Genomic DNA, 21421 nt, shown 5'->3' on the forward strand with positions numbered 1-21421 from the left:
TCAGGCGGGTGGCAGCAGCGGCTCCGTGGTGCGGACGCGACACTGGCCACTGAGGAATTGCTCAGCAGGACCGACGGATCGGTCGAGGCCCGCGGATGCAACGGCGTACACCTTGAAGGCGCGTGCTGCGATACTCAGCCGGTGTTCGACCATGCCGGTGCCTGACTCGAGGTTGCCAGGCCATTTGCCACCCCACATCGCGACCTCGGTGTGCGGCCGGCGTGAGGCCGCGTTCAAGATGCGGCGTATGTCGGGTTGGGTGCCGTAGACGTCCGCGCCGATCAGTATCGAGTCGGGCCAATCAGCCGGATCGAAGCGGGCCGAGTGCATGCGGTTCTTGATACCGAGGATGCGCATCGTGCGTTCGTCTTTGGGGGTGTCCGAGACGAGATGGATCTTCACTTCCCATCCTGCTCCGACGCGATCGAAGATGAGCCCGCCGGCGAACTCGGCGGCATCGGCCGAACTGCTGGCAAATACCAACAGGCTGTGCGGGGTGGCGTAGCCGCGCTCGGATTGCATTCTGCTCGCGTCGGACTTGGCCGTTACCACCGTCATGATCGCCCCTCGCTGTGTGGGATTGATAGTAGTCGATCTCATAGTTGAGAATAATCATTTTCATATGGGTGTGGATCACCGTACCCGCTGTCGGTGTGTCACCGTCTGGGGGGACGACCTCCGCCGAAGCCCTGAACGGCATAGGGTCTGACGAACTCGGCGACCGCGTCGTCGTTTTCGATGAGTGCCGATGGAGTAGTGAACAGCGAGAACAACATCCGCGAGAACCACTCCGAAGCGGATGGTATGTCGATGTCGTGACGGACCTCGCCGGTGTGCCGTGCTGCGGACAGGTACGGCGCGAAGAACTCCGAGCACTCCTGCAGCAGGGTGGCGGCGTTCTTGGTCAGCATCAGGTTCACTTCCTGATCATCGAAGTAGACCTCGGGTTCGACAACCCGGCGGGCCTGACATACGAACACCGCCGCGCGCACCAGCTTGCCTTCCAGCGTGCTGCCGCCGTCGCGGTCGATGGCCTTGGCCATATTGCGGTAGAAACGCTGTGAGGCCGCCTCGGCGCAGGCCTCGACAACGGTTTCCTTGTCCTTGAAGTACTCGTAGACGGTGCTTCGGGATACCTCGGCCGCCCGCGCGATGTCCACGATCGTGGTCTTGGCGAGGCCCCGGGTGCGAAAGCAGGCGAAGGCCGCCGAGATGATGATCTCTCGGGTGTCGGCGGCTGTCGCTTGCGTCATAGAGCGTCAGACTAGTGGACGGGAGCCAGGATCAGTCCGCTGGTGGGAACGCCGGTGCCCGAGGTCACGAGCACATGTTCGGCGTCTTCCACCTGATTGTGGGACGTGCCGCGGATCTGCCGGACTCCCTCGGTGATGCCGTTCATGCCGTGGATGTAGGCCTCGCCGAGCAGACCGCCGTTGGTGTTGATGGGCATGCGACCACCGATCGACAGCTCGTCGACGTCGACGAAGTCTTTGGCCTCGCCCCGCCCGCAGAACCCGAGCTCCTCGAGCTGGGTGAAGACGAACGGGGTGAAATGGTCGTAGAGGAAGGCCGTGGAGATGTCGGCGGGCTTGAGTCCGGAGTCACCCCACAGCTTGTTGCCGACCACACCCATCTCCGGCAGCCCGGTGATGTCGTCGCGGTAGTAACTGGTCATCACCTCACCGTCATAGGCGGCGCCCTGTGCGGCCGCGGTGATGACCGCCGGCGGATGCGGCAGGTCACGGGCCCGCTCCACACTGGTCACCACCATCGCGACCCCCCCATCGCTTTCCTGGCAGCAGTCCAGCAGCCGCACCACCGGCTCGACGATCCAGCGCGACTGCTGATGTTCCTCGATGGTGATCGGCTTCCCGTAGAACCACGCATCGGGGTTTTTGGCCGCATGCTTGCGGTCGATCACCGAGATCTTGCCGAAGTCGGCATTGGTCACGCCATAGGTCGACATATAGCGCTGCGCGTGCAGGGACACCCAGGCGGCCGGCGTCATGAAACCGAACGGAGCGTACGGCGCCATCCACAGCGGCGTGACCCCGGGCTGGCGGCCGGCACCACCGAATCGGAAACCCGAACGCTCGTTGAAGGCCCGATAGCACACCACGGCTTCGGCGGCACCCGTCGCCACGGCCATCGCCGCCTGCATCACGGTGCCCGCCGCCGCGCCGCCGCCGTGCGGAACCCTGGTGAAGAACGACAGATTCTGGATGCCGACATTGCGGGCGACTTCGATCTCTTCGTTCTCGTCGACGGTGAAGGTCACCATGCCGTCGATATCGGACGGGCGCAGCCCCGCGTCGTCGATCGCGGCCTTGACTGCCTCGCAGGCCAATTGCATCTCGGTGCGGCCGGACTCTTTTGAGAACTCGGTCTGGCCGATACCGGCAATTGCCGCCTTTCCGCCGATGCCGCTCATTCCCGAACGCCCTCAAGAAGACTGAGCACCGCGGTGCCGGAGACGTGATCACCCAGGCTGTTGCCGCCCTTCAGGGACACTTCGACCAGTCCCTCGCCGTCGGCGATGGACTTGGCTGCGACGCTGCCGGTGAACCGCAACGGATCGTTCGGGAACGCCGGCACACCGAGCCGGATCGACAACCGCTTGATCATCGCCTCGGGACCGGCCCAGTCGTGCAGGAACTTCACGCACAGGCCGTTGGTGGTCAGGATGTTGAGGAAGATGTCCGGAGATCCCTGCCCGGTCGCGAAATCGCGATCGTGATGGACCGGCATGTAGTCGCGGGACGCGATCGCGCCGGCGACGATCAGGGTGGTGGTGACGGGCACCACGAGGGGAGTGATCTCGGCGCCTACGTCGATGGCGTCATACGCCAGAGTGGTCGTGCCACCGATGGTGGAGGTCATTTGTGTCCTTCCTGATAGGCCGTGCCGAGATGGGCGAGTTGTGCGGAGGCTGAACCCAACGCGAGCTCAATGTTCTTGGCCCACAAGTAATAACGGGAAACCGGATAAGTGACGTCGATGCCCATGCCGCCGTGCACCTGCTGGGTGGTGGCGACAACCCGGGCGCCCGCCTCGGCGGCCCAGAATTTGGCGATGGCCGCCTCCCGTTCGGCCGGCCGGCCCTCGGCGATCAGCCAGGCTGCGTGCCACGTTGTCCAGCGGATCGCCTCGGTGTCGATGAATGCGTCCGCCATCCGCTGCTGGACGGCCTGGAACGATCCGATCGGCCGGCCGAACTGTTCGCGTTCACTGGTGTAGGTGGCCGCGATTCGCAGTGCACGATCGGTGACACCGACCTGTATTGCGGACAGTCCCACCAGCGCCCGCGTGTGCAGTGCCGCCACGATGTCGTGACCATCACCCCCGTCGCCCCCGAGACGCCGCGCCCGGGCGCCGGTGAAGGTGACGTCGGCATAGGGCTCGCCGTGGGTGAGATCCACCGGCGAGACCTCGACGTGCTGGGTGTCGGTGTCCACCACGAACAGTCCGGGACCATCCGCCGCCGCCGCGGACACGATGATGGCGTCAGCCAACTGCGCGGCAGGCACCAGTTCCTTAACGCCGTCGATGAGCCAGGTCGCGCCGTCGGGCCGCGCGGTCGTGCGGCACGGGACGGTGGCGTTGGAGTTCCCGGCCTCGATGAGACCTGCGGTGAGGATCACGCTACCGTCCACGACACCCGGGAGGTATTGCTGCTGCAAGTTCGAATCACCATGCCGGGCAATGGTGTCCGCGCCGAGTAAGAGGGTCGGATAGACCGGTACAGGTGCGACGCTCCAGCCCACCTCGGCCAGCAGGATGCCGAGTTCGAGGAAGCCGGCGCCGCTACCGCCGACCGAATCCGGCAGTGCGATGCCGAGCAGGTCGGATGCCGCCAGCTCACTCCACAGCCCTGCGTCGTGTCGGGTGCCACCCGATTCCAACTCGCTCAGGTGCTCCGGTGTGGCGCGATGCTCGAACAGCTGGCGAGCCACCTTGCCGACGGTTTCCTGGTCTTCGTTGAAGCTGAAATCCATTGTTGTGTCACGCCTTCGTGGTTACCGGACGGAACTGATGCAGCACCAGCTCGTCGCCGCTGGGCAGGGCTTCGAAGGTCTCGTAGAAAACTTCGACGGCCAGGCCGGGTTCGATGTCCTTCGGTTCGATATCGCAGAGATTGGAGACGATCCGGACCCCCTCGTCCAGATCGATCAGTGCCACGACGTACGGATACCGCAGGAACGGCAACGGCGGGTATTGCGGCATGACGAAGCTGTATACGGTCCCGTGGCCGGTGGACGCCACGTAATCCCAGTTCAGTGACTGGCATTGGCCGCACATCGGGCGAGGTGGGACACGCAGCACTTTGCAGTCGGTGCATCGCTGAATGCGCAATTCGCCGTCTTTGAGACCCGACCAGAAAAACTCGGTGTCGGGGCTGATCGAGGGAGCGAGCCGGTGTGCCACTGCTAACCGTCCTTCTTGAAGCGCAGGGTGCGGAAGCGCTGCCGGCCGATGACCTCGCCGTCCTGGTTGCGGTATGTGGTGATCCAGGTGACGAAGAACCCGGTACCCATCGCGGTTTTCTTTTCGTCGGAGATGGTTTCGAATACCGTCTCCGCAGAGAGATCGTCGCCGACACGTGGGTAGCGCTCGATCTCGAATTCCGAGTTGGTGGCGACGATTCCGGTGTAACCGGCATCGGCCAGGAACTGCAATGGGTTCTCCCCGAGCTCGACGGGGACACCGCCGCGTTCATGGATACCCTCCAGCTTGGGTGGGGCCATGGTCCAGCTCTGCAGCATCACCGGCGGCGACACGATGGCCCCGTAGCGGGAGTTCCTGGCGAATTCCTCGTCCAGGTAGGCCGGGTTGAAATCACTGAGGGCGTGTGCCCAGTGCCGAATCATCGGCACATTAACCGGGTCCGGGCTGCGAACTGGTTGCCCGGAACTGATCGGCTGGCCGACGAGTGCGTCGAGGCGCTGCCGCAACTCGTCTTTCGCTTGCTCGGTCAATGCCCTGTTTCCTCTCTCTCAGGATGCCCGCATGTCTCGGGGGGCCCGCGGCATCCCGAGACCGGCCATGGCGATGATGTCGCGCTGGAGTTCGTTGGCCCCGCCACCGAAGGTGTTGATGACGGCGAGCCGGTAGGCGCTCTCGAGTTCCCCCCGCAGCGCTGTGGCGTTGCCCTTGCGCAGACCGGTGTGGCCGACGACATCGAGCAGTTCGCGCGCCACCTGCTGAGTCAGTTCGGTACCGAACACCTTGGCCGCCGAGGCCTGGCCCATGCCCAGCCCGCCGGAACTCAAGGTGGTGTTCACCCGCAGATTCATCAGCCGGTAGGCCGATACCTGGGCCTCGACCCGGGCCAGGGCCTGCTGTACCCACGGCTGGTCGATGACGCGCCCGTCGTCGAGTTGGGTGTCCCGGGCCCAGGCCAGCGTCTTCTGGAACAGCGGTTCCAATGCACCCAGGTTGCCCAGCGCAGCCCGCTCCAGGTTGAGCTGGTTGGTCACCAGCTTCCAGCCCTCGTTCTCACCGAGCACGATGGCGCTTGCGGGCACGCGCACGTCGTCGTAGAAGGTGTAGTAGGTCGAGACCCCGGGCATGGTGTGCAGCGGTTTCCACGAGAAGCCCGCGGCGTCTGTCGGCACGATGAACAACGTGATGCCCTTGTGCTTCTTGACATTCGGATCGGTTCGGGCTGCCAGCCAGATGTAGTCGGCGAACTCGGCGCCACTGGTGAACATCTTGGAACCGTTGATGACGAACTCATCGCCGTCGCGGACCGCAGTGGTGCGCAGCGAGGCCAGGTCGCTGCCGGCTCCGGGCTCCGAGTAACCGATGGCGAAATCCACATCTCCCTTGAGGATGGCAGGGAGAAACTTCTGCTTCTGTTCATCGGTGCCGAACTGGATCAGGGTGGGTCCCACGGTGTTCAGCGTGATCATGGGAAGCGGCGCATTCACCCGGCGGGCCTCTTCGCCGAAGATGTACTGTTCCAACGCGGTCAGGCCGTGCCCGCCGTATTCGGTGGGCCACGCCACCCCGAGCAGACCCGCAGCGCCGAGCGCGCGCCGGCACTCGGTCATGGCGGCGCCACCTTCCATCAGGCCCGCGACCGCGGCGCGCCGCTCCGGGGTCATGACCGCCTCGAGGCGCTCGCGGTAATCCTTGCGCAGCTCAACCTGCTCTGGGGTGTAGTCGAAATCCATCAGATGTTCGCTCCCAGTCGAACCGGCATCCGTTTGACACCGGGCACCATGGTGGCGCGTAGCCGGGTGACGTCGCCGGTGAGTTCTATCGACGGGTAGGTCCCCAGTAACACCTCGAACATCACCCTGGCCTCCAGGCGGGCCAATTGTGCACCGAGACAGGCATGTTCACCGGCACCGAATGCGATGTGGGGATTGGGGTGCCGGGTGATGTCGAAGGACTCGCTGCGCGCGCCGAACACCTCCTCGTCGCGGTTGGCCGATCCGTACAGCATCACGACGGTGTCACCGGCCTTGATCTGCTGCCCCCGGATCTCGACATCCTGGGTGGCCCGGCGTGCCATGTGGGTGACCGGGCTGGTGTAGCGCAGCATCTCCTCCACGGCGTCGGGGAGGAGCGCCGGATTCGCCCGTAGCAACGCGAATTGTTCTGGATGTTCGATCAGTGCCTGGGTGCCGAGCGCGATGAGATTGCGCGTCGTCTCGTTACCGGCCACCAGCAGCAGGAACGAAAAGTTCAGCAGGTCCTCGTCCGAGAGTTGTTCGCCGTCGACCTCGGCCGTGGCCAGGATGGTCAGCAGGTCGTCCTGGCCGGTGACTTCGCCGCTGCGGCGCGCGGCGATGAGATTGGTGAAGTATCCGTACAGTTCACCGAGAGCTTCCAGGTGGTCCATCTCGATATCGGGATCGGCCGTGCCCACGGCGGCGTCGGACCACTTGCGGAACTGCTCCCAGTCCTCCGGTGGGGCGCCGAGCATTTCGGCGATCATCCGGGTGGGCAGTGGTGCGGCGATCTCTTCGGCGAACTCGTACTCCCGGCTGGTGTCGACCTCGGCGATGATGCCCCTGACGATCTCGCGCACTTTGGGTTCCAGCAATGACACCTGCCGCCGGGTGAAGCCGGAGTTGATCAGCTTGCGCAGCTGGCGATGTCGTGGCGGATCGGTGAAGATCAGGTTTCCCTCTTGCACCGGTTCCGGTTGGGCCGGATCCGGGATGGTGATGCCCTTGGTCGACGAGAACAGACCCGGGTTGCCGGAGACGAACCGGACATCCTCGTATTTGCACAGGGCCCAAAAGTCGGTGACGTCATTCCAGACGACCGGGGTGCCGGCGCGCAGCTCCCGATATGCCGGATAGGGGTCGCCGGCATAGAAGTCCGGTGAGTGCAGGGGATATGCGGTGGTGGGTCCGGCGAGCCGGCTGGCGGGCTTAGTGGGCACCTCAGGGCCTTCCTTGACATGAGATCGATCCGACAGACATGCTCTATCTGTCTGGTTGAGCTTCTGTCTACCAGCAGCGGCATGAGTGAGTCAATCAGCAGAACGACGTTATAAACAGGGCATTTCCGTGCCGCGGTCGGCTGTTTTTGCGCTGTGCAGAGTGGGACGATGTGTTGGGAGCGTGTCCGACGAATGTCGGTAGCTTGTCAAGAGGGGACAGGTGACTTCATGGCCGATCCGCAGACGCTGATCGATGACTACGGGCACTACATCGACGGGCAGTGGGTCGACGCCGACGCCGGCCGCTACGACGTCGTCAACCCGGCCACGGAGCAGGTGGTGGCCTCGGCGCCGGATGCCGGCGTCGCTCAGGTTCAGAGCGCTATCGCGGCGGCGCGTACGGCGTTCGACACGGGCGTGTGGTCGCAGGCGGAACCCGCCGAGCGCGCGCGCTGCCTGCAGCAGCTGAGCGCGGCGCTGTTGGCCCGCGGTGAGGAGATCTTCGCGCTGGCGCAGGCCGAATGGGGTTGCACGGCAAATGAACGGCTGATCCACGTCGAAGGTCCGGCCTTCATGGTCGGACATGCCGCCGAGTTGGCGCTCGAGCCGGCCGAGGCGCCGTTGGACGCCTGGGGAGCGGCCGGCACCACACTGCTGCGTTACGAACCCCTCGGCGTGGTATCGATCCTGACGCCGTGGAACTTCCCGCACACCCTCAATGCGATGAAGCTCGGCGCGACGCTGGCCGCCGGCAACACCGTGGTGCTCAAGCCGTCCCCGTTGACCCCGCTGGCTGCTCTCGCCCTGGCACGTCTGGTCCACGAAGAGACCGACATCCCGCCAGGTGTGGTGAATGTGGTGACCCCGGCCGGCGTCGAGGCGAGCATCGCACTGACTCAGGATCCCCGCGTCGACATGGTCAGCTTCACCGGAAGCTCGGCCGTGGGCCGCGCGGTGATGGCCAATGCCGCGCAGTCCATGAAACGGGTGTTGCTGGAGTGCGGTGGAAAGTCGGCAGCCATCCTCACCGAGGATGTCGACATCACCGACGAGTTGCTGGAACGGCTGCTCTTCGAGGGCTGCACATTGCACGCCGGTCAGGCGTGCATTCTCAACAGCCGTCTGCTGCTTCCCGATTCGCTGCACGATGACGTGGTCGGGCGGCTGGCCGAACTGGCCCGCAACGTCGTCATTGGTGATCCGACCGACGCCGCGGTGACGATGGGTCCGCTGATCAGTGCCGAACATCTGGACCGGGTCGAGGGATTCGTCACTCGCGCCGAATCCGACGGCGCAACGGTCGTCACCGGTGGCCGCCGACCCAAAGACAGCTCGACCGGTTTCTATTTCGAGCCGACCATTCTCACCGATGTGACGCCGGATTCGCACATCGCTCAAGAAGAGGTCTTCGGTCCCGTGCTGACAGTGCTGCGCTACAGCGATGACGACGAAGCCGTAGCCATCGCCAACAACTCTCAGTACGGCCTCGGTGGGGCGGTATGGGCATCGGATGTCGACCGGGCCATGGCGATCGCACGGCGGATCAGGACGGGCCAGGTCTCGATCAACGGCACGATTCCCGGTGACGCGCCGTTCGGCGGTTTCGGGCAGAGCGGGATCGGGCGCGAGGGCGGGGTCCTCGGGTTGAGGTCCTATATGGAGCCCAAGGCCATCGGGGTGCCGGCATGAGCGACGCTTGCGGAGCGAATCAACGGGTGATGAGCGACGGAGCATTGGCGGGGCTGCGCGTGGTCGAGATCGGTGGTGAGATCGCGGCGGCGTACTGCACCAAGTTGCTGGTCGATCTCGGTGCCGACGTCCACAAGTTCGAACCGCCGTCCGGTGACCCGCTGCGGTCATGGGGGACCGGCGGCGGGCTCTTTGAGTATCTCAATGCCGGAAAGCGAAGCAGCACAATCGATCCGACGGTCGCCGCAGATCTCGCTGCCGCTCGCGAGCTGATTTCCGGCGCCGATGTGCTCGTCGACAGCATGTCCGTCGGCGCCCTGGACGGCTGGGGTGTGGACGTCCACACCCTGCGAAGCCTGAATTCACGGCTTGCGGTGGTTCGAATCTCGGATTTCGGGCAGCACGGGCCCCTGCGGGGCCGGGAGACAACTCCGTTGACCATGCAAGCGGCCGCAGGTTGGGTCAACGATCGCGATCCTGGTCGTGCGCCCGTACAGGCCGGCGCGCGCATCCCCGAATACATCGCGGGTTCTTACGCGGCCATGAGTGCGCTGACCGCTGTCCGGATCGCGTCCGGAGGTGTCGGCGGGCCCGTAGAGGTGGATCTGTCGGTGTTCGAATGCCTGCTCTCGACACTGCCGTATCCGATGTTGCTGGCCGAGCGGTTGATGAAGATGGGGCTGCCGGGCAATTCCAAGGGCGCACCGATGTTGGGCATCGTGCAGGCCGCCGACGGCTGGATCGGCATCAACTGCCTTACCGGTCAACACTGGCTCGACGTCTGTGCCATGGTCGGTTTGCCCGATTTCGAGGAACATCAGATCGCCATCATGATCGGCGGTCCCGAGCGCGAAGAGTTCTTTGCCAAGGCCCAGCCCTGGCTGGATTCGATGAACGTCGCCGATCTCGTGGAGCTGAGCCAGGCCATGCGGATACCGGCCGCTCCCGTCACCGACGGTAAGACCATTCTGGACTGCCCGCAGTACGCCGATCGTGGATTCTTCATCGAGGCCGGCGCGACAGGGCGCACCTTCACCCGTCCCGGTGCGCCCTTCCGGCTATCCCGGACGCCGGTACCGATGCCTGGCCCGGCGCCCCGGCAGCCGTCGTCAGCGACGGTGTGGCCGCGTGCCGACCGCGCGGGCTTCGCATCGGTGCCCGACCCGGAGCGGCCTTTCGAGGGCTTGAAGGTCTTCGATCTGAGTACTTTCTGGGCCGGCGCCTACCTCACCTGCTATCTGGGTGCCTTCGGCGCCGATGTGGTCAAGGTCGAATCGATCCAGCGGCCCGACGGGCACCGTTATTCGGGTTCGCTTCTGCGCGAGGGTGACGACTGGTACGAGCGTGGTCCGCTGTGGCAGGGGACAAATCTGAACAAGCGGGACATCACCCTGGATCTCTCCTCGGCGGCGGGGCGCGAACTGGCGTTGCGGATGGCCACCGAAGCCGATGTGGTCGTCGAGAACTACTCGCCCCGCGTGGTGGAGCAGTTCGGCATGGACTACGACTCGCTGGTGAAGGTCAACCCCGATGTGATCATGGTCAGGATGCCCGGTTTCGGTTTGGCCGGGCCGTGGCGCGACTATGTGGGCTGGGCGCTGAACATCGAGCAGCTGTCCGGGATGTCGGCGGCGACCGGGTACCCCGATGGCCCGCCGTGCAACCTACAGGGTCCGGCCGATCCGATCGCCGGCGTGCACGCCACAGTGGCGCTGCTGGCAGCACTCGAACACCGAACCCGAACGGGTGAAGGACAACTCATCGAGGTGGCCCAGATCGAGGTCGGCGCCGCGGTGACCGCCGAGCCGGTCATCGAGTCCTCGCTGACCGGCCAGGTGCCGGGCCGGGACGGCAACCGCCACCGTGAGTACGCCCAGGGTGTTTATCCAACGATGACCGCCGATGACTGGGTGGCCGTGTCGGTCCGTGACGATGCGGACTGGGCGGCGGTGGCGGAGATCCTCGGGCGCCCGGAGCTGGCCGACGACGGGCGGCTGGCCACTGCGACGCAGCGGCGAGCCAATCATGACGCGTTCGACGATGTGGTCTCGGCGTGGACGCGCGGTCGCTCGGCGGGGGACGTCGTCGCCGCATTCGCCGCCCGCGGAGTACCCGCCGAGCGCGTCTTGACCCCTGATCGGATGTACGACATCGACCAGCTGGACGCTCGCGGGTTCTACCAGGAACTGAATCATCCGATAACCGGTGACCATCGGTATCCAGGCTGGCCGTTCCGGATTTCTCCGGGACCCCTGCGGCACCACCGGGCAGCGCCGCCGACGCTCGGTCAGCACAACGGTGCGGTGTTGGAAGCGCTGGGACTGACGGCCGACGAGGTCGATCTACTGCGCGCCGACGGTGTCATCGGCGAGCGTCTCCGCGACGCGTAGGTCGGGCTCAGTCCACCATCAGGGCGATGGTGTCCACCACACACGCTGGCCGGTCAGATCCGTCGACCTCGACCGTCACCCGCACGGTGGCCCGCGAACCCTTTTTGTCCCGCTCCACCGCAATGAGCTCCGCGCCGGCCCTGATCCGCGAGTCGACGGGAACCGGCGAGGGAAACCGCAGCTTGTCCACCCCGACGTTGACTTGCATGGACAGGCCGGTCACCTGGTAGATCTGCTTCACCAGAATCGGCACCAGCGACAGTGTCAGGTAGCCGTGGGCGATGGTGCGGCCGTAAGGACCGCCGGCAGCCCGAGCCGCGTCGACGTGGATCCACTGATGATCGCCGGTGGCATCGGCGAACAGATCGATCTGCTGCTGGGTTACGGTGTGCCATCCGCTGTAGCCGAGGTGCTCTCCGACATGCGCCTCGAAACCGGCAACTCCCCGGTAGGTCTTCGGGGCAGGCGGTGCCTGGGTCATACCGCGGCGACCTTGTTCAGCCGCAACTGCTCGATCGCGTTGCCGCCCATGATCTTTACCTTGGCCTCCTCGGAGATGCCGTCGAGGCGGTCGACGAAGCTGAGCGGGTCACCGATGCCTTCCGGATGCGGGAAATCGGAGCCGAACATCACATGATCCTCACCCATGATGTCGACGATCGACTTGACGTCGTCCTCGAGGAACGGGTGGATGTAGACATTGCGCTTGAACACCTCGACCGGGTGTTCGTCGAACTCTTTGGGCATCACGCGATACGCCTTCTCCAGCTGGCGAAGCAGATTCTTCACCCAGCCACTTCCGTTCTCCACGACCAGCACCCGCAGGTCCGGGAAACGGGACAGAACTCCGTGGCAGATCAGGGCGGCCAGGGTGTCCTCCATCGCGCGGAAGCCCATCACGACCTCACGAAGTGCGCTGGGCTTGAAGGACAAGTACTCGTCGCCGCCCTCCCACTCCATCAGATGCTTCTGATAGCCGCTGTCGGATGCGTGGAACGTCACCGGGATATCGGCCTTGACCACCTCTGCCCAGAACGGATCGAACTCGGGCAGGCCCATCGAGCGCGAACCGCCGAAGCGGCTCGGCACCGGTGCCGGGCGCACCAGGAACGTCTTCATGCCGCGCTCAAGGCACCAGTGGAATTCCTTGATCGCCTCGTCGACCAGCGGGAGGCAGATGACGGGCGTGGCGAAGATCCGGTCTTGATAATTGAACGTCCAGTGCTCGTGCATCCACTCGTTCAGCGCGTGGATGATGGCGTGGGTCAGCACCACGTCGTCGGTGGTGCGCTCCTCGATGAGGCTGGCAAGGGTGGGATACATGACGCACTGGTCGATGCCCAACTCGTCCATGAGCTCCAACCGTGGGGCCGGTGACTGATACGCGGGAATGACATCCATTGCCTCACCGACGAACTCGCGAAAGTTCAGGCCGTTGGGGTTGTTGCCGAGGAAGTAGTCCTCGGCACTACCTGGCCGAGCCACCCGCGCGAACGTCGGGTTTGGGATCATGTGGCTGATGTGGTCTTTGACCACCAGCTTGGGACGTCCGTTGACCTCGACGTACCCCACCTTTCCCTGGTGCTGCTTCGGCAGGTATTTGAGCAGTGCATCCGTCGTCTCGTACATGTGGTTGTCGATATCGAACACCGGGTACGGAAGAGAGCGGGAAGGCATGAGGTACTCCTCCTCGGACCAATGGAAATGATCATTTACACGTTTCGAAAACGACGTTATCACCCTCGTGGGTGAACATCTACATCCTCGCCGGATCGCGCGTCCGCCCAGGCCCGTATCACGTCGTCGGTGGTGGTGACGGTGGCCAGTAGGGCCAGCGTGTTGTCGATCATGGCGTCGGCATACTCCCGCGGGTAGCCGGCTACCGCGTCGCGGGCGAGGACGAACTGATAGCTGCGGTTCACGGCGTCCATCACGAAGTTGGTGATCGCCACGTTGACCGAAACACCCACGCCGACAATGGTTGTGATGCCCATGTTCCGTAGCACGGAATCGAGGTCGGTGCCCGTCATCGGGCCGGCGCCGTGGGTTCGGGTGAGTACCAGGTCGGACTCGTCAGGGCCCAACCCGGGCAGCAGGGATGCTCCGGGGCTACCCGGGCTCAGGTCGGCGTCGAAGGACTTGCCTGCGGCGAACAGACGCGCATTGGAATTGGAGCCGCGGCCGTCGGGGCGGCGCTGGATCAGGCAGTGTACGACGGTGACTCCGGCTGCCCGCGCCGCAGGCAACAACTTGACGATGTTGGGGATCGCCTGACGCTCTGCTTCGTGGGCCAGCATCGGCAGCCCGGCCTGCGGGCCTATCACGCCGCCCTGACACTCCTGGGTGACAACGGCTGTCGTGCGTGGCGAGATGAGGTCGCTAAGGTTGGGGCGAGGCATGAGAACAGACGTTATCGTCTGTGCCAGGGCAATTTCCAGAGGAGATTCAATGTACGAGTGGGAGCTATCGGTCCGGGAGGCCGCGCGACAGCTGTTGGCGGACTACACCGCCGCGACCGACCGGTTCGACTTGCGGGCACTGGCTGCGTGTTTCGCCTCGGACGGAATTCTGGAGTTCACCGGGGGCGATGATCCGCTCACCGGTCCCGGCGCGATCGAGGCCGGACTCGGTGCCGCGATGGCTGGACCACAGGATGCGACGCGCGCCAAGCCGACGTTCGTGCGCCATCACGTCTCCAGCATCAGGTTCGGAGCCGTCAGCGCCGAGCGAGCCGAGGTCAGCAGCTATTTCGCGGTGTACACCGATATCGGGCTGGACCACTGGGGCCGGTACCGCGACCAACTGGTTCCCGAAGAGGGACGTTGGCTGTTCGCGTACCGCCGAATCACGGTGGACGCCTTCGCGCCCGGCAGTCTGATGCGATCCTGACGAGCGGCAGTCAGCCGCCGATGAACTCCTTGGCGAACGCCTGCGCCCGTTCTATGTAACCGTCGCGGTCATCGCCATTGGGCGCCACGGGAAGCCAGGTGACGCCGGCGATGGTCAGCCGCTCGATCAGGGCATGGCGTTCATCGGTTGAACGCGTCTCATCGAGCATGCTGCCCGCCGAGAAGCAGATATCCAGTGGTTCGGTGCGGCCGATCTCATCGGCGTAGCCCCGCGCCCAGGCGACGGCCGACTCCAGCTCCTCGACCGTCGAGATCTCCGCGGTCCGGGAAGCGGTGGCGTAGCCGAAGGTGTTGAATGGTGCCCAGCCCTGGCCGCGGCTGACCGCACGTCGTACGGCGGGTTTGCTGTTGCCGCCGACCCACACCGGTGGAGGTGTCACGATGGGACGTAACCGCACGCCGCGTGCGGCGAATGTCGAACCGGCGTAGGCGATGTCGTTGCCACTGAGCGCTTTGTCCAGGACGTCCAGCGCCTCGTCCAACAAGGCGCCACGGTCGTCGAACTCCACCCCGAGCGCCCGGAACTCGGGCTTGAGATAGCCGGCTGCCGTGCCGATGATGAGCCGACCGCCGGACAGTGCCTGCAGGCTCTGGATGGATTTCGCGCCGAGAAACGGATTGCGGTAGGCGGCGATGTAGACGTTGGTGAGCAGTCGCAGTGTGTCGGTGGAGGCGGCCGCGAAGGACAACGCGACGAACGGATCGAGCGCGTGATGTCCGCCGTGGTCTAGCCATTTGGCATCCGGAGCCGGATGGTCGGTGACGTGCACCGCGGCATACCCGGCAGCCTCGGCGCAGCGTGCGATATCGGCGATGGCTGCCGCGGTGACGAATTCGTCCGGGGCATCGACGCGCTGGGTGGGCAGTTCCAGGGAAAAAGAGACGGTCAAGAGTCGTTCCTCCAGTCAGGCAGATGTCAGAGTGATGAGGTCGGCCAGTCGTAATGCGTGGTGATCGGGGTCGCCGAACATGAGCGAACTGGCCTTGGCACGGCGCACATAGAGGTGGGCATCGTGTTCCCAGGTGAAGCCGAGCCCGCCATGGATGCGCATGTTGTCGAACGCCGCGTGGGTGAAAGCTTCGGAGGCTGCCAGTTTGGCCACTGACGCCGCGATCGCCAACTCGTCGGAGGCCGTCGCCGCCGCGTGCACCACCGCCGAGCGGGCGCCCTCCACCTCGACCAACATGTCGGCACAGCGGTGTTTGACCGCTTGGAAGCTGCCGATCGGGCGTCCGAACTGGATGCGGGCCTTCGCATATCCGACGGCGACGTCCAGGCAGCGGGCGGCGCCGCCGCCCTGCTCGGCGGCCAACAACACAGTTGCGATGTCCGACGTCAGGGCCAGCCCGGGCGCTGCCGCTCCTGGACGACCGATGAGCCTGGCTGGTGTGCCGTCGAAATCGAGGCGGGCGATCTTGCGGGTGCGATCGAGCCCGGCCAGTGGGGTGCGGGTCAGGCCCTCGGCGTCGCCGGCGACCGCGAACAGCGACGTACCGGCGCCGTCGCGGGCCGCGACGAGCACGATGGCTGCGGTATGGCCGTCGAGAACCATCGGCGCCGAACCGTGAATGGTAGGTATCCCGTCCACGTCGTGCGCGGTCAGTGCGACCGCGGTCGGGTCCCACGGCCCGAGCCGGTTGTTGAGGACCAGCGTCGCGGTGTCGGTGCCGTCGGCCAGGCTCGGGATGAGATCCTCGGCGGCCTGTTCGTCGCCGCTGGTCAGGATGGCCGGAATGGCGAGGGCCACGGTGGCGAAGAACGGTGCAGACATCAGAGCTGCACCCATCTCCTCGAACACCACGGCAAGTTCGGCGGTAGTCGCCCCGGCGCCACCCAACTGCTCGGGAACCGCGATGCCGTGCAGACCGAGTTCGGACGCCATCCGCAGCCAGGCCGCCTTGTCGTAGCCCGCTTCGGTGTCCATCAGTCGCCTGACCACCTCACTGGGGGTTGTGGCGGCCAGGAATTCGCGGACGGCCTGCCGGAGTTCGTCGGCCGCTGAGGTCATCGTCTCCCTAACTGTGAGGTACCCAGATACGGGCATTGCCGGATAAGGATAGTATCTTTTCTGAAAACGGAGAATAATCATTCTCATCGAAGGGAGCTACGCGGTGACGGCGAAACTCGACTATGGGATCTTCGACTGCGATACGCACTGCTACGAGACGCGCGACGCGTTTACCCGATATCTGCCCAAGGAATTTCACGACCGGGCCATCGCGCCGGTACGGGGTGTCGACGGCAAGGAGGTCATCCTCGCCGGGCACCGGATCGCAACGTTCAACAGTGAGGCGGGGCTGGGCTTCGACCTGGCCTACCGGCCGGGCTCGCTCAAGGAGATGCTCAAGCAGATGGGCTCGGGCAATCCGGACGAAACGTATGAGCCGCAGCCCATGCAGCCGGAGTGGCTGGAGCGCGATGCACGGCTGAAGGTAATGGCCGAGCAGAATGTCGAGCGTGCGGTGATCTTCCCGGCGGGTATGGCGCTGGCGGCCGAACACTATGTCGACGACACCGCGGCGCTCTATGCGAACCTGAGATCCTTCAACCGCTGGTTCGACGACACCTGGGGTTTCAACTATCAGGACACGATCTACGCGACCGCGCTGCTGTCACTGCGTGACCTGGAGTCGTCCATCGCCGAGACCGAGGCGATCATCGCCCAGGGGGCGAAACTGGTCCTGCTTCCGACGGGTCCGGCGCACGGACGCTCGCCCGGCGATCCGTACTTCGACCCGATCTACGCCCGCCTGCAAGAGGCCGGTTGCACACTGGTCTTCCACATCCAGCCGTTCTGGTACTTCAACGCCATCTCGCCGGCGTGGGGACACAACCCGGACCCCGCTGCGTGGCACATGTCGGCATGGCAGTGGATGAACATCTACGGGCAGCGCCCCATCGAGGACACCTTGTCGGCGTTGGTGTTCGACAACCTCTTCGGCCGGTTCCCCGGCCTGAACGTGCTGGTGGCCGAGCACGGCGCGGAATGGGTGCCGCAGTTCGTGATCCACATGGACAAGAGCCGCGGCATGGGCCGCAACGGGCCGTGGATCGGCGGCAAACTCACCGAGCGCCCCTCGGAGATATTCCGCCGCCACGTCGGCGTCGTGCCCTATCCCGAGGACGATATCCCCACGATCGTGGACCGGCTCGGCTACGACGAGGGCCTGCTGATGGGGTCGGATTATCCGCACGCCGAAGGCCTCGCCGAGCCCGCCGACTTCGTCAAGCTCCTCGACCCGCTCGACGACGCCGCCAAGAGGCGCATCATGCGGGACAACGCCGATGCGCTGCTCGCTCGGAGCTGAACGGTGGTGACGGTCGACGCAAGCTCATCCGACGACGTCGATCTCGAATTCCTACGGGATTCGGCGCGCGAGTTCCTCACCGGCCGCGGTGAGAAGAAGTCGCTGGCCGAGCTCGCCGGCATGGACTGGACGGGCCTGCTGGTCGACGAGTCACTCGGCGGTACCGGATGGCGGCCAATGGAGGCGACCGTAGTCGCCGAGGAACTCGGGCGTGCCGGCGACCGGTCGACGTGGCTGGGAGCCGTGATTACCGCGGCGGCGCTCTCGACGGCGCCGGCCGAGATTCGCGAGCGCTGGCTCGCCACCGTGCTCGACGGTGCTGCGCCGTCGGCGGTGGCGCAGGCCGGCGATACCGTTCGGGTGGCCGGTGCCGATTCCCTGCGGCTCTTGATTACGCTGGGAAGCAACGGAATTCAGCTGTTCGAGATGTCCGATACCGTGCCGAGGGCCCGCGACGACGAGCTGCTGGACATCAACCGATCGGCGTGGCGGGTCGAGCTCGCGGGTACAGCCGGTGTGACCATCGGAGGACCGCAGCGCGCCGAACAGCTGCTGGCGGTGGCCAAGGTGCTGCTCAGTGCGGACTCGCTGGGCGCTCTGTCGCGGACCTTCGAGCGGCTGGTGGCCTATCTGAAAGATCGGATCGCCTTCGGTGCGCCTATCGCGAGCTTTCAGGCGGTGCAGCACCGACTGGTCGATCTCCTGGTTCTGGAGGCCAAGGCGCGCGCGGTGAGCATGAAGGCTGCTCGTGCCCTGGCACGTGCGGACGTGACGGCCGACGCGATTGCGTTGTCCGCCACCGCCCACGCCTTCGTCGCGTCGAAAGCCACCGCTGCCGTCGACGAGTGCATGCAACTGTCCGGCGGTATCGGATTCACCTGGGAGTATCCCTTGCACCACGAAATGCGCCGTACCTTCACCAACGGCTACCTGCTCGGGACGGCCCGCTCGAGCCGAGCAGATTTGGCGGAGAAGGCCGGCTGGTGAGCGTCGTGAGCGATCGACCCGGCACCGCGCAGCTGGCGGACTTCAGGCAGCGTGTGCGTGCCCATATCGGCGAATACGCACCGCCTTTCGCCGCTCGCGAAGGGCGCCGGGCCCCGGAGAACGCTGAGCAGGAGGCCCAGCTGCGCACGTGGTTCGCCGGCCTGTTCGCCGCGGGCTTCGTCGGTGCGGACTGGCCGGTCGAATACGGCGGCAGGCCGGATCACCATCCGCTACACGATCGCATCGTCAGCGAGGAACTCCTGCGGGCCCGGGCGCCCCGGCCGGTCGACCAGGTCAACCTGGCGGCACACGTGCTGCTGCACTTCGGGTCCGACGAGCAGAAGGCTGCCCTGTTGCCGCCGATCCGGCGCAGCGAGCATGTGTGGTGTCAGTTGCTCAGCGAGCCGGATGCCGGCAGCGATATCGCGGGGGTGCGCTGCCGCGGTGTGCGCCGCGACGACGGCTCCTGGGTTCTCGACGGACAGAAGACCTGGATCACGGACGGACACTGGGCCGACATGGGCCTGGCCTTGATCCGGACCGACCCGGCGTCGACACGGCATCACGGTCTGTCGGCGTTCATCGTCCCGTTGTCGGCGGCGGGGGTGGAGGTGCGACCGATCCGGACCATCAACGAAGCGATCGAGGTGAACGAGGTCTTCTTCGACGGCGTCACCGTCGGCCCCGACGGACTCATCGGCCAACCCGGCCAAGGCTGGTCGATCATCATGACAGGCCTGGATTTCGAACGCTTCGGCATCGGCGGCAACGTCATCCTGCTGGAGCTGTTGATCGACGATCTGGTGACAGTGGCACGGAACGCGACCCTCGGCGGCAGGCCCGCTTTCGACCATGACGACATCCGTCAGACGGTGGCCGACCTCGCGGTAGAGGTCGAGGTGGCCAAGGCGTTCATTGACGACCATGTCGAGCGAATGACGGTCGGGGCGGATGAGATCGGCGACGGATCGATAGCGAAGCTGAGTTTCGCCGAGACCTACCACCGGGTTTCGGCGTACGGCGCCGAACTCGGTGCGATGGTGTGTACCGTTGCCGCCGATGCCGATGTCCAGCATGCGAAACAGCGGCTGCGGGAGTGCTGGTTGTGGTCTCGCGCCTACACCGTGTCCGGGGGGAGTTCGGAGATGATGCGAAATATCCTCGCCAAACGCCGGTTGAACCTGCCGAGCCGGTGACTTCGCCAACGTACTGGGACCTGGTCGATACCGCGGCCTCCCAGCATCCCGACCGGCTGGTCCTGATCGACGATTTCGGGCGTAGCCTGACCAGCGCGCAGTTGCGCGATGCCGCGCTGGACACCGCGGCGGCGTTGGCGCAGCGCGGGGCTTCGGCGGGCGCCGTGGTGTCCTGGCAGCTACCCACGACGATCGAGACGATGGTCGTGATGGTGGCGCTGGCCCGGTTGGGCGCGGTGCAGAATCCCATCCTGCCGATCTGGCGGTCAGCCGAAGTGCGTTTCGCGACAACGCAACTCGACACCGAGGTGCTGATAGTCCCGGGGAAGTGGCGGGGCTTCGACCATGCGGCGCTGGCCGCCGAACTCGCGGCCGAACGTGAGATGTCGATCGTGATCGTCGACCACGAGACGCCCATCACGGACAGCCTGCGATTACCCAGCGCTGATCCGACCAGGCTCGGACCTCCGCCCGCGTCGGCGGAGCAGGCTCGCTGGGTGTACTACTCGTCGGGGACCACCGCGGCACCCAAGGGCGTCCGGCACTGCGACCGGTCGGTCATCGCCGGGTCCGCCGGAGTGGTGGGGATGGTCGGGGCTTCCAGCAACGATGTCAACCCGATTGCGTTCCCGGTATCGCATGTCGGGGGAGCAACCATGCTGGCCGCCTCGTTGCTGACCGGGATGCAGCTGGTGCTGTTCGACACGTTCGACCCGATCGAGACACCGAAGGCCATGGCGGCTCACGGTGTCACGATTCTCGGCTCGGCCACACCGTTTTTCGTCGCGTTCATGGCCGCCCAGAAACTGCACGGCACCGAGCCCCTGTTCGATCGCCTGCGCGGCTGTGTCGGCGGCGGCGCGCCGATCACGGCGGAGCTCAACCATCAGTTGCGCGAGATCCTCTCGGTACCCGGTGTGGCGAACGCCTGGGGACTCACAGAGTTCCCGGTCGCGACCTCACCGCGACCGGACGCCGATCCGGATGTGCTCGACCACACGGTAGGCAGTCCGGTGCCAGGGGTATCGGTGCGGGTGGTCGACGAGTCCGGGCACGAGGTGGAAAGAGGCGGCGAGGGGGAGTTGCAGCTCAAGGGGCCGCAGTGTTTCCAGGGCTACGTCGACGCCACACTCGATGCCGACGCGTTCGACGCCGACGGCTGGTTCCGCAGCGGTGATCGCGGGCGGATCGATGTGCGTGGGAACGTCGCAGTCACCGGCCGGATCAAGGACGCGATCATCCGCAACGCCGAGAACATCTCCGCCCTGGAGGTCGAGAACGTGCTGGCAACTCACCCCGCGGTGGCCGATGTCGCCGTGATCGGCGTGCCCGACGAGCGTACCGGTGAGCGGGTGTGCGCGGTGGTCGTCGCCCAGCCCGGCGCCCCGGTCACCCTCGACTCGCTGTTCGCGCACTGCCAGTGCAGCGGACTGAGCAAACACAAGGCACCCGAGCGCCTGGAGTTGGTGGAGGCGCTGCCGCGCAACCTGACCGGCAAGGTGCTCAAGACCGAACTGCGCGCGCAGTTCGCAGGTCGATGAG

Annotated in this window: 21 protein-coding genes; 7 read left to right on the plus strand and 14 right to left on the minus strand. The window is 65.4% G+C overall.

The genetic code is table 11. The annotated features are described in order from the left end of the window. The 9 genes from A5740_RS24875 to A5740_RS24915 all read right to left on the minus strand — a co-directional run bounded on the left by A5740_RS24875 (position 1) and on the right by A5740_RS24915 (position 7399). The gene (locus A5740_RS24875; RefSeq protein WP_083654410.1) at positions 1-558 is read right to left on the minus strand and encodes a hypothetical protein; all 558 of its coding nucleotides are present in this window, start codon (positions 556-558) and stop codon (positions 1-3) included. Between the two features lie 98 nt (positions 559-656). Beyond that, positions 657-1253: a TetR/AcrR family transcriptional regulator gene (locus A5740_RS24880; protein WP_076198542.1), complete on the minus strand. Its 597-nt coding sequence runs from the start codon at positions 1251-1253 to the stop codon at positions 657-659. An 11-nt stretch (positions 1254-1264) separates the two neighbouring features. Continuing rightward, positions 1265-2431 carry a lipid-transfer protein gene (locus A5740_RS24885; protein ID WP_076198544.1) on the minus strand — a complete coding sequence of 389 codons (1167 nt, stop codon included), beginning with the start codon at positions 2429-2431 and terminating at the stop codon, positions 1265-1267. After that, entirely contained in the window at positions 2428-2880 is a 453-nt protein-coding gene (locus A5740_RS24890; protein WP_076198546.1) for a MaoC family dehydratase, read from the minus strand. Before A5740_RS24890 ends, A5740_RS24885 begins: the two co-directional genes overlap by 4 nt. Then, positions 2877-3995 carry an acyl-CoA dehydrogenase family protein gene (locus A5740_RS24895; protein WP_076198548.1) on the minus strand — a complete coding sequence of 373 codons (1119 nt, stop codon included), beginning with the start codon at positions 3993-3995 and terminating at the stop codon, positions 2877-2879. The genes A5740_RS24890 and A5740_RS24895 overlap by 4 nt, the downstream gene beginning before the upstream one ends. A gap of 7 nt (positions 3996-4002) precedes the next feature. After that, the gene (locus A5740_RS24900; RefSeq protein ID WP_076198550.1) at positions 4003-4425 is read right to left on the minus strand and encodes a Zn-ribbon domain-containing OB-fold protein; all 423 of its coding nucleotides are present in this window, start codon (positions 4423-4425) and stop codon (positions 4003-4005) included. Positions 4426-4427: 2 nt separating this feature from the next. Continuing rightward, on the minus strand, positions 4428-4976 hold the full coding sequence (locus A5740_RS24905) for a MaoC family dehydratase N-terminal domain-containing protein (RefSeq protein ID WP_076198552.1): 549 nt from the start codon (positions 4974-4976) through the stop codon (positions 4428-4430). 18 nt (positions 4977-4994) lie between these two features. Then, complete coding sequence (locus tag A5740_RS24910; protein WP_076198554.1) at positions 4995-6176, minus strand: acyl-CoA dehydrogenase family protein; 1182 nt, start codon at positions 6174-6176, stop codon at positions 4995-4997. After that, entirely contained in the window at positions 6176-7399 is a 1224-nt protein-coding gene (locus A5740_RS24915; protein ID WP_371454804.1) for a cytochrome P450, read from the minus strand. The genes A5740_RS24910 and A5740_RS24915 overlap by 1 nt, the downstream gene beginning before the upstream one ends. A 228-nt stretch (positions 7400-7627) precedes the next feature. Between A5740_RS24915 and A5740_RS24920 the strand changes: the two genes are divergently transcribed. Next, positions 7628-9088 carry an aldehyde dehydrogenase family protein gene (locus A5740_RS24920; protein WP_076198556.1) on the plus strand — a complete coding sequence of 487 codons (1461 nt, stop codon included), beginning with the start codon at positions 7628-7630 and terminating at the stop codon, positions 9086-9088. Further along, on the plus strand, positions 9085-11478 hold the full coding sequence (locus tag A5740_RS24925; RefSeq protein ID WP_371454805.1) for a CaiB/BaiF CoA transferase family protein: 2394 nt from the start codon (positions 9085-9087) through the stop codon (positions 11476-11478). The genes A5740_RS24920 and A5740_RS24925 overlap by 4 nt, the downstream gene beginning before the upstream one ends. 7 nt (positions 11479-11485) lie before the next feature. On the opposite strand, the gene A5740_RS24930 is transcribed toward A5740_RS24925, so the two are convergent. Genes A5740_RS24930 through A5740_RS24940 form a run of 3 tightly spaced genes read right to left on the minus strand, consistent with a single transcriptional unit; the run spans position 11486 to position 13877 of the window. After that, a complete protein-coding gene (locus A5740_RS24930; protein WP_076198560.1) occupies positions 11486-11959 on the minus strand; it encodes a MaoC family dehydratase in 474 nt (157 codons plus the stop codon). Continuing rightward, positions 11956-13155, minus strand: coding sequence for an amidohydrolase family protein (locus A5740_RS24935; RefSeq protein ID WP_076198562.1), 1200 nt, complete (start codon positions 13153-13155; stop codon positions 11956-11958). The genes A5740_RS24930 and A5740_RS24935 overlap by 4 nt, the downstream gene beginning before the upstream one ends. A 59-nt stretch (positions 13156-13214) precedes the next feature. Continuing rightward, positions 13215-13877 (minus strand): cysteine hydrolase, encoded by a 663-nt coding sequence (locus tag A5740_RS24940; protein ID WP_076198564.1) that lies wholly within the window; start codon positions 13875-13877, stop codon positions 13215-13217. 49 nt (positions 13878-13926) lie between these two features. Between A5740_RS24940 and A5740_RS24945 the strand changes: the two genes are divergently transcribed. Further along, positions 13927-14367 carry a nuclear transport factor 2 family protein gene (locus tag A5740_RS24945; protein WP_076198566.1) on the plus strand — a complete coding sequence of 147 codons (441 nt, stop codon included), beginning with the start codon at positions 13927-13929 and terminating at the stop codon, positions 14365-14367. A 10-nt stretch (positions 14368-14377) separates the two neighbouring features. On the opposite strand, the gene A5740_RS24950 is transcribed toward A5740_RS24945, so the two are convergent. After that, complete coding sequence (locus A5740_RS24950) at positions 14378-15277, minus strand: TIGR03619 family F420-dependent LLM class oxidoreductase (protein WP_076198568.1); 900 nt, start codon at positions 15275-15277, stop codon at positions 14378-14380. A 15-nt stretch (positions 15278-15292) separates the two neighbouring features. Further along, a complete protein-coding gene (locus A5740_RS24955; protein WP_076198570.1) occupies positions 15293-16396 on the minus strand; it encodes an acyl-CoA dehydrogenase family protein in 1104 nt (367 codons plus the stop codon). 103 nt (positions 16397-16499) lie between these two features. Between A5740_RS24955 and A5740_RS24960 the strand changes: the two genes are divergently transcribed. From A5740_RS24960 to A5740_RS24975, 4 genes are read left to right on the plus strand one after another with little or no spacing between them, the layout of a single operon-like run. Beyond that, a complete protein-coding gene (locus A5740_RS24960) occupies positions 16500-17696 on the plus strand; it encodes an amidohydrolase family protein (RefSeq protein WP_076198572.1) in 1197 nt (398 codons plus the stop codon). Positions 17697-17702: 6 nt separating this feature from the next. Beyond that, positions 17703-18683, plus strand: coding sequence for an acyl-CoA dehydrogenase family protein (locus tag A5740_RS24965; RefSeq protein ID WP_076198839.1), 981 nt, complete (start codon positions 17703-17705; stop codon positions 18681-18683). Continuing rightward, positions 18680-19879 carry an acyl-CoA dehydrogenase family protein gene (locus A5740_RS24970; protein ID WP_076198574.1) on the plus strand — a complete coding sequence of 400 codons (1200 nt, stop codon included), beginning with the start codon at positions 18680-18682 and terminating at the stop codon, positions 19877-19879. Before A5740_RS24965 ends, A5740_RS24970 begins: the two co-directional genes overlap by 4 nt. After that, complete coding sequence (locus A5740_RS24975; RefSeq protein WP_076198576.1) at positions 19876-21420, plus strand: class I adenylate-forming enzyme family protein; 1545 nt, start codon at positions 19876-19878, stop codon at positions 21418-21420. The genes A5740_RS24970 and A5740_RS24975 overlap by 4 nt, the downstream gene beginning before the upstream one ends. Position 21421: the final 1 nt, after the last annotated feature.

The sequence above is a fragment of the Mycobacterium sp. GA-1841 genome, from assembly GCF_001954135.1.
Lineage (GTDB): Bacteria > Actinomycetota > Actinomycetes > Mycobacteriales > Mycobacteriaceae > Mycobacterium.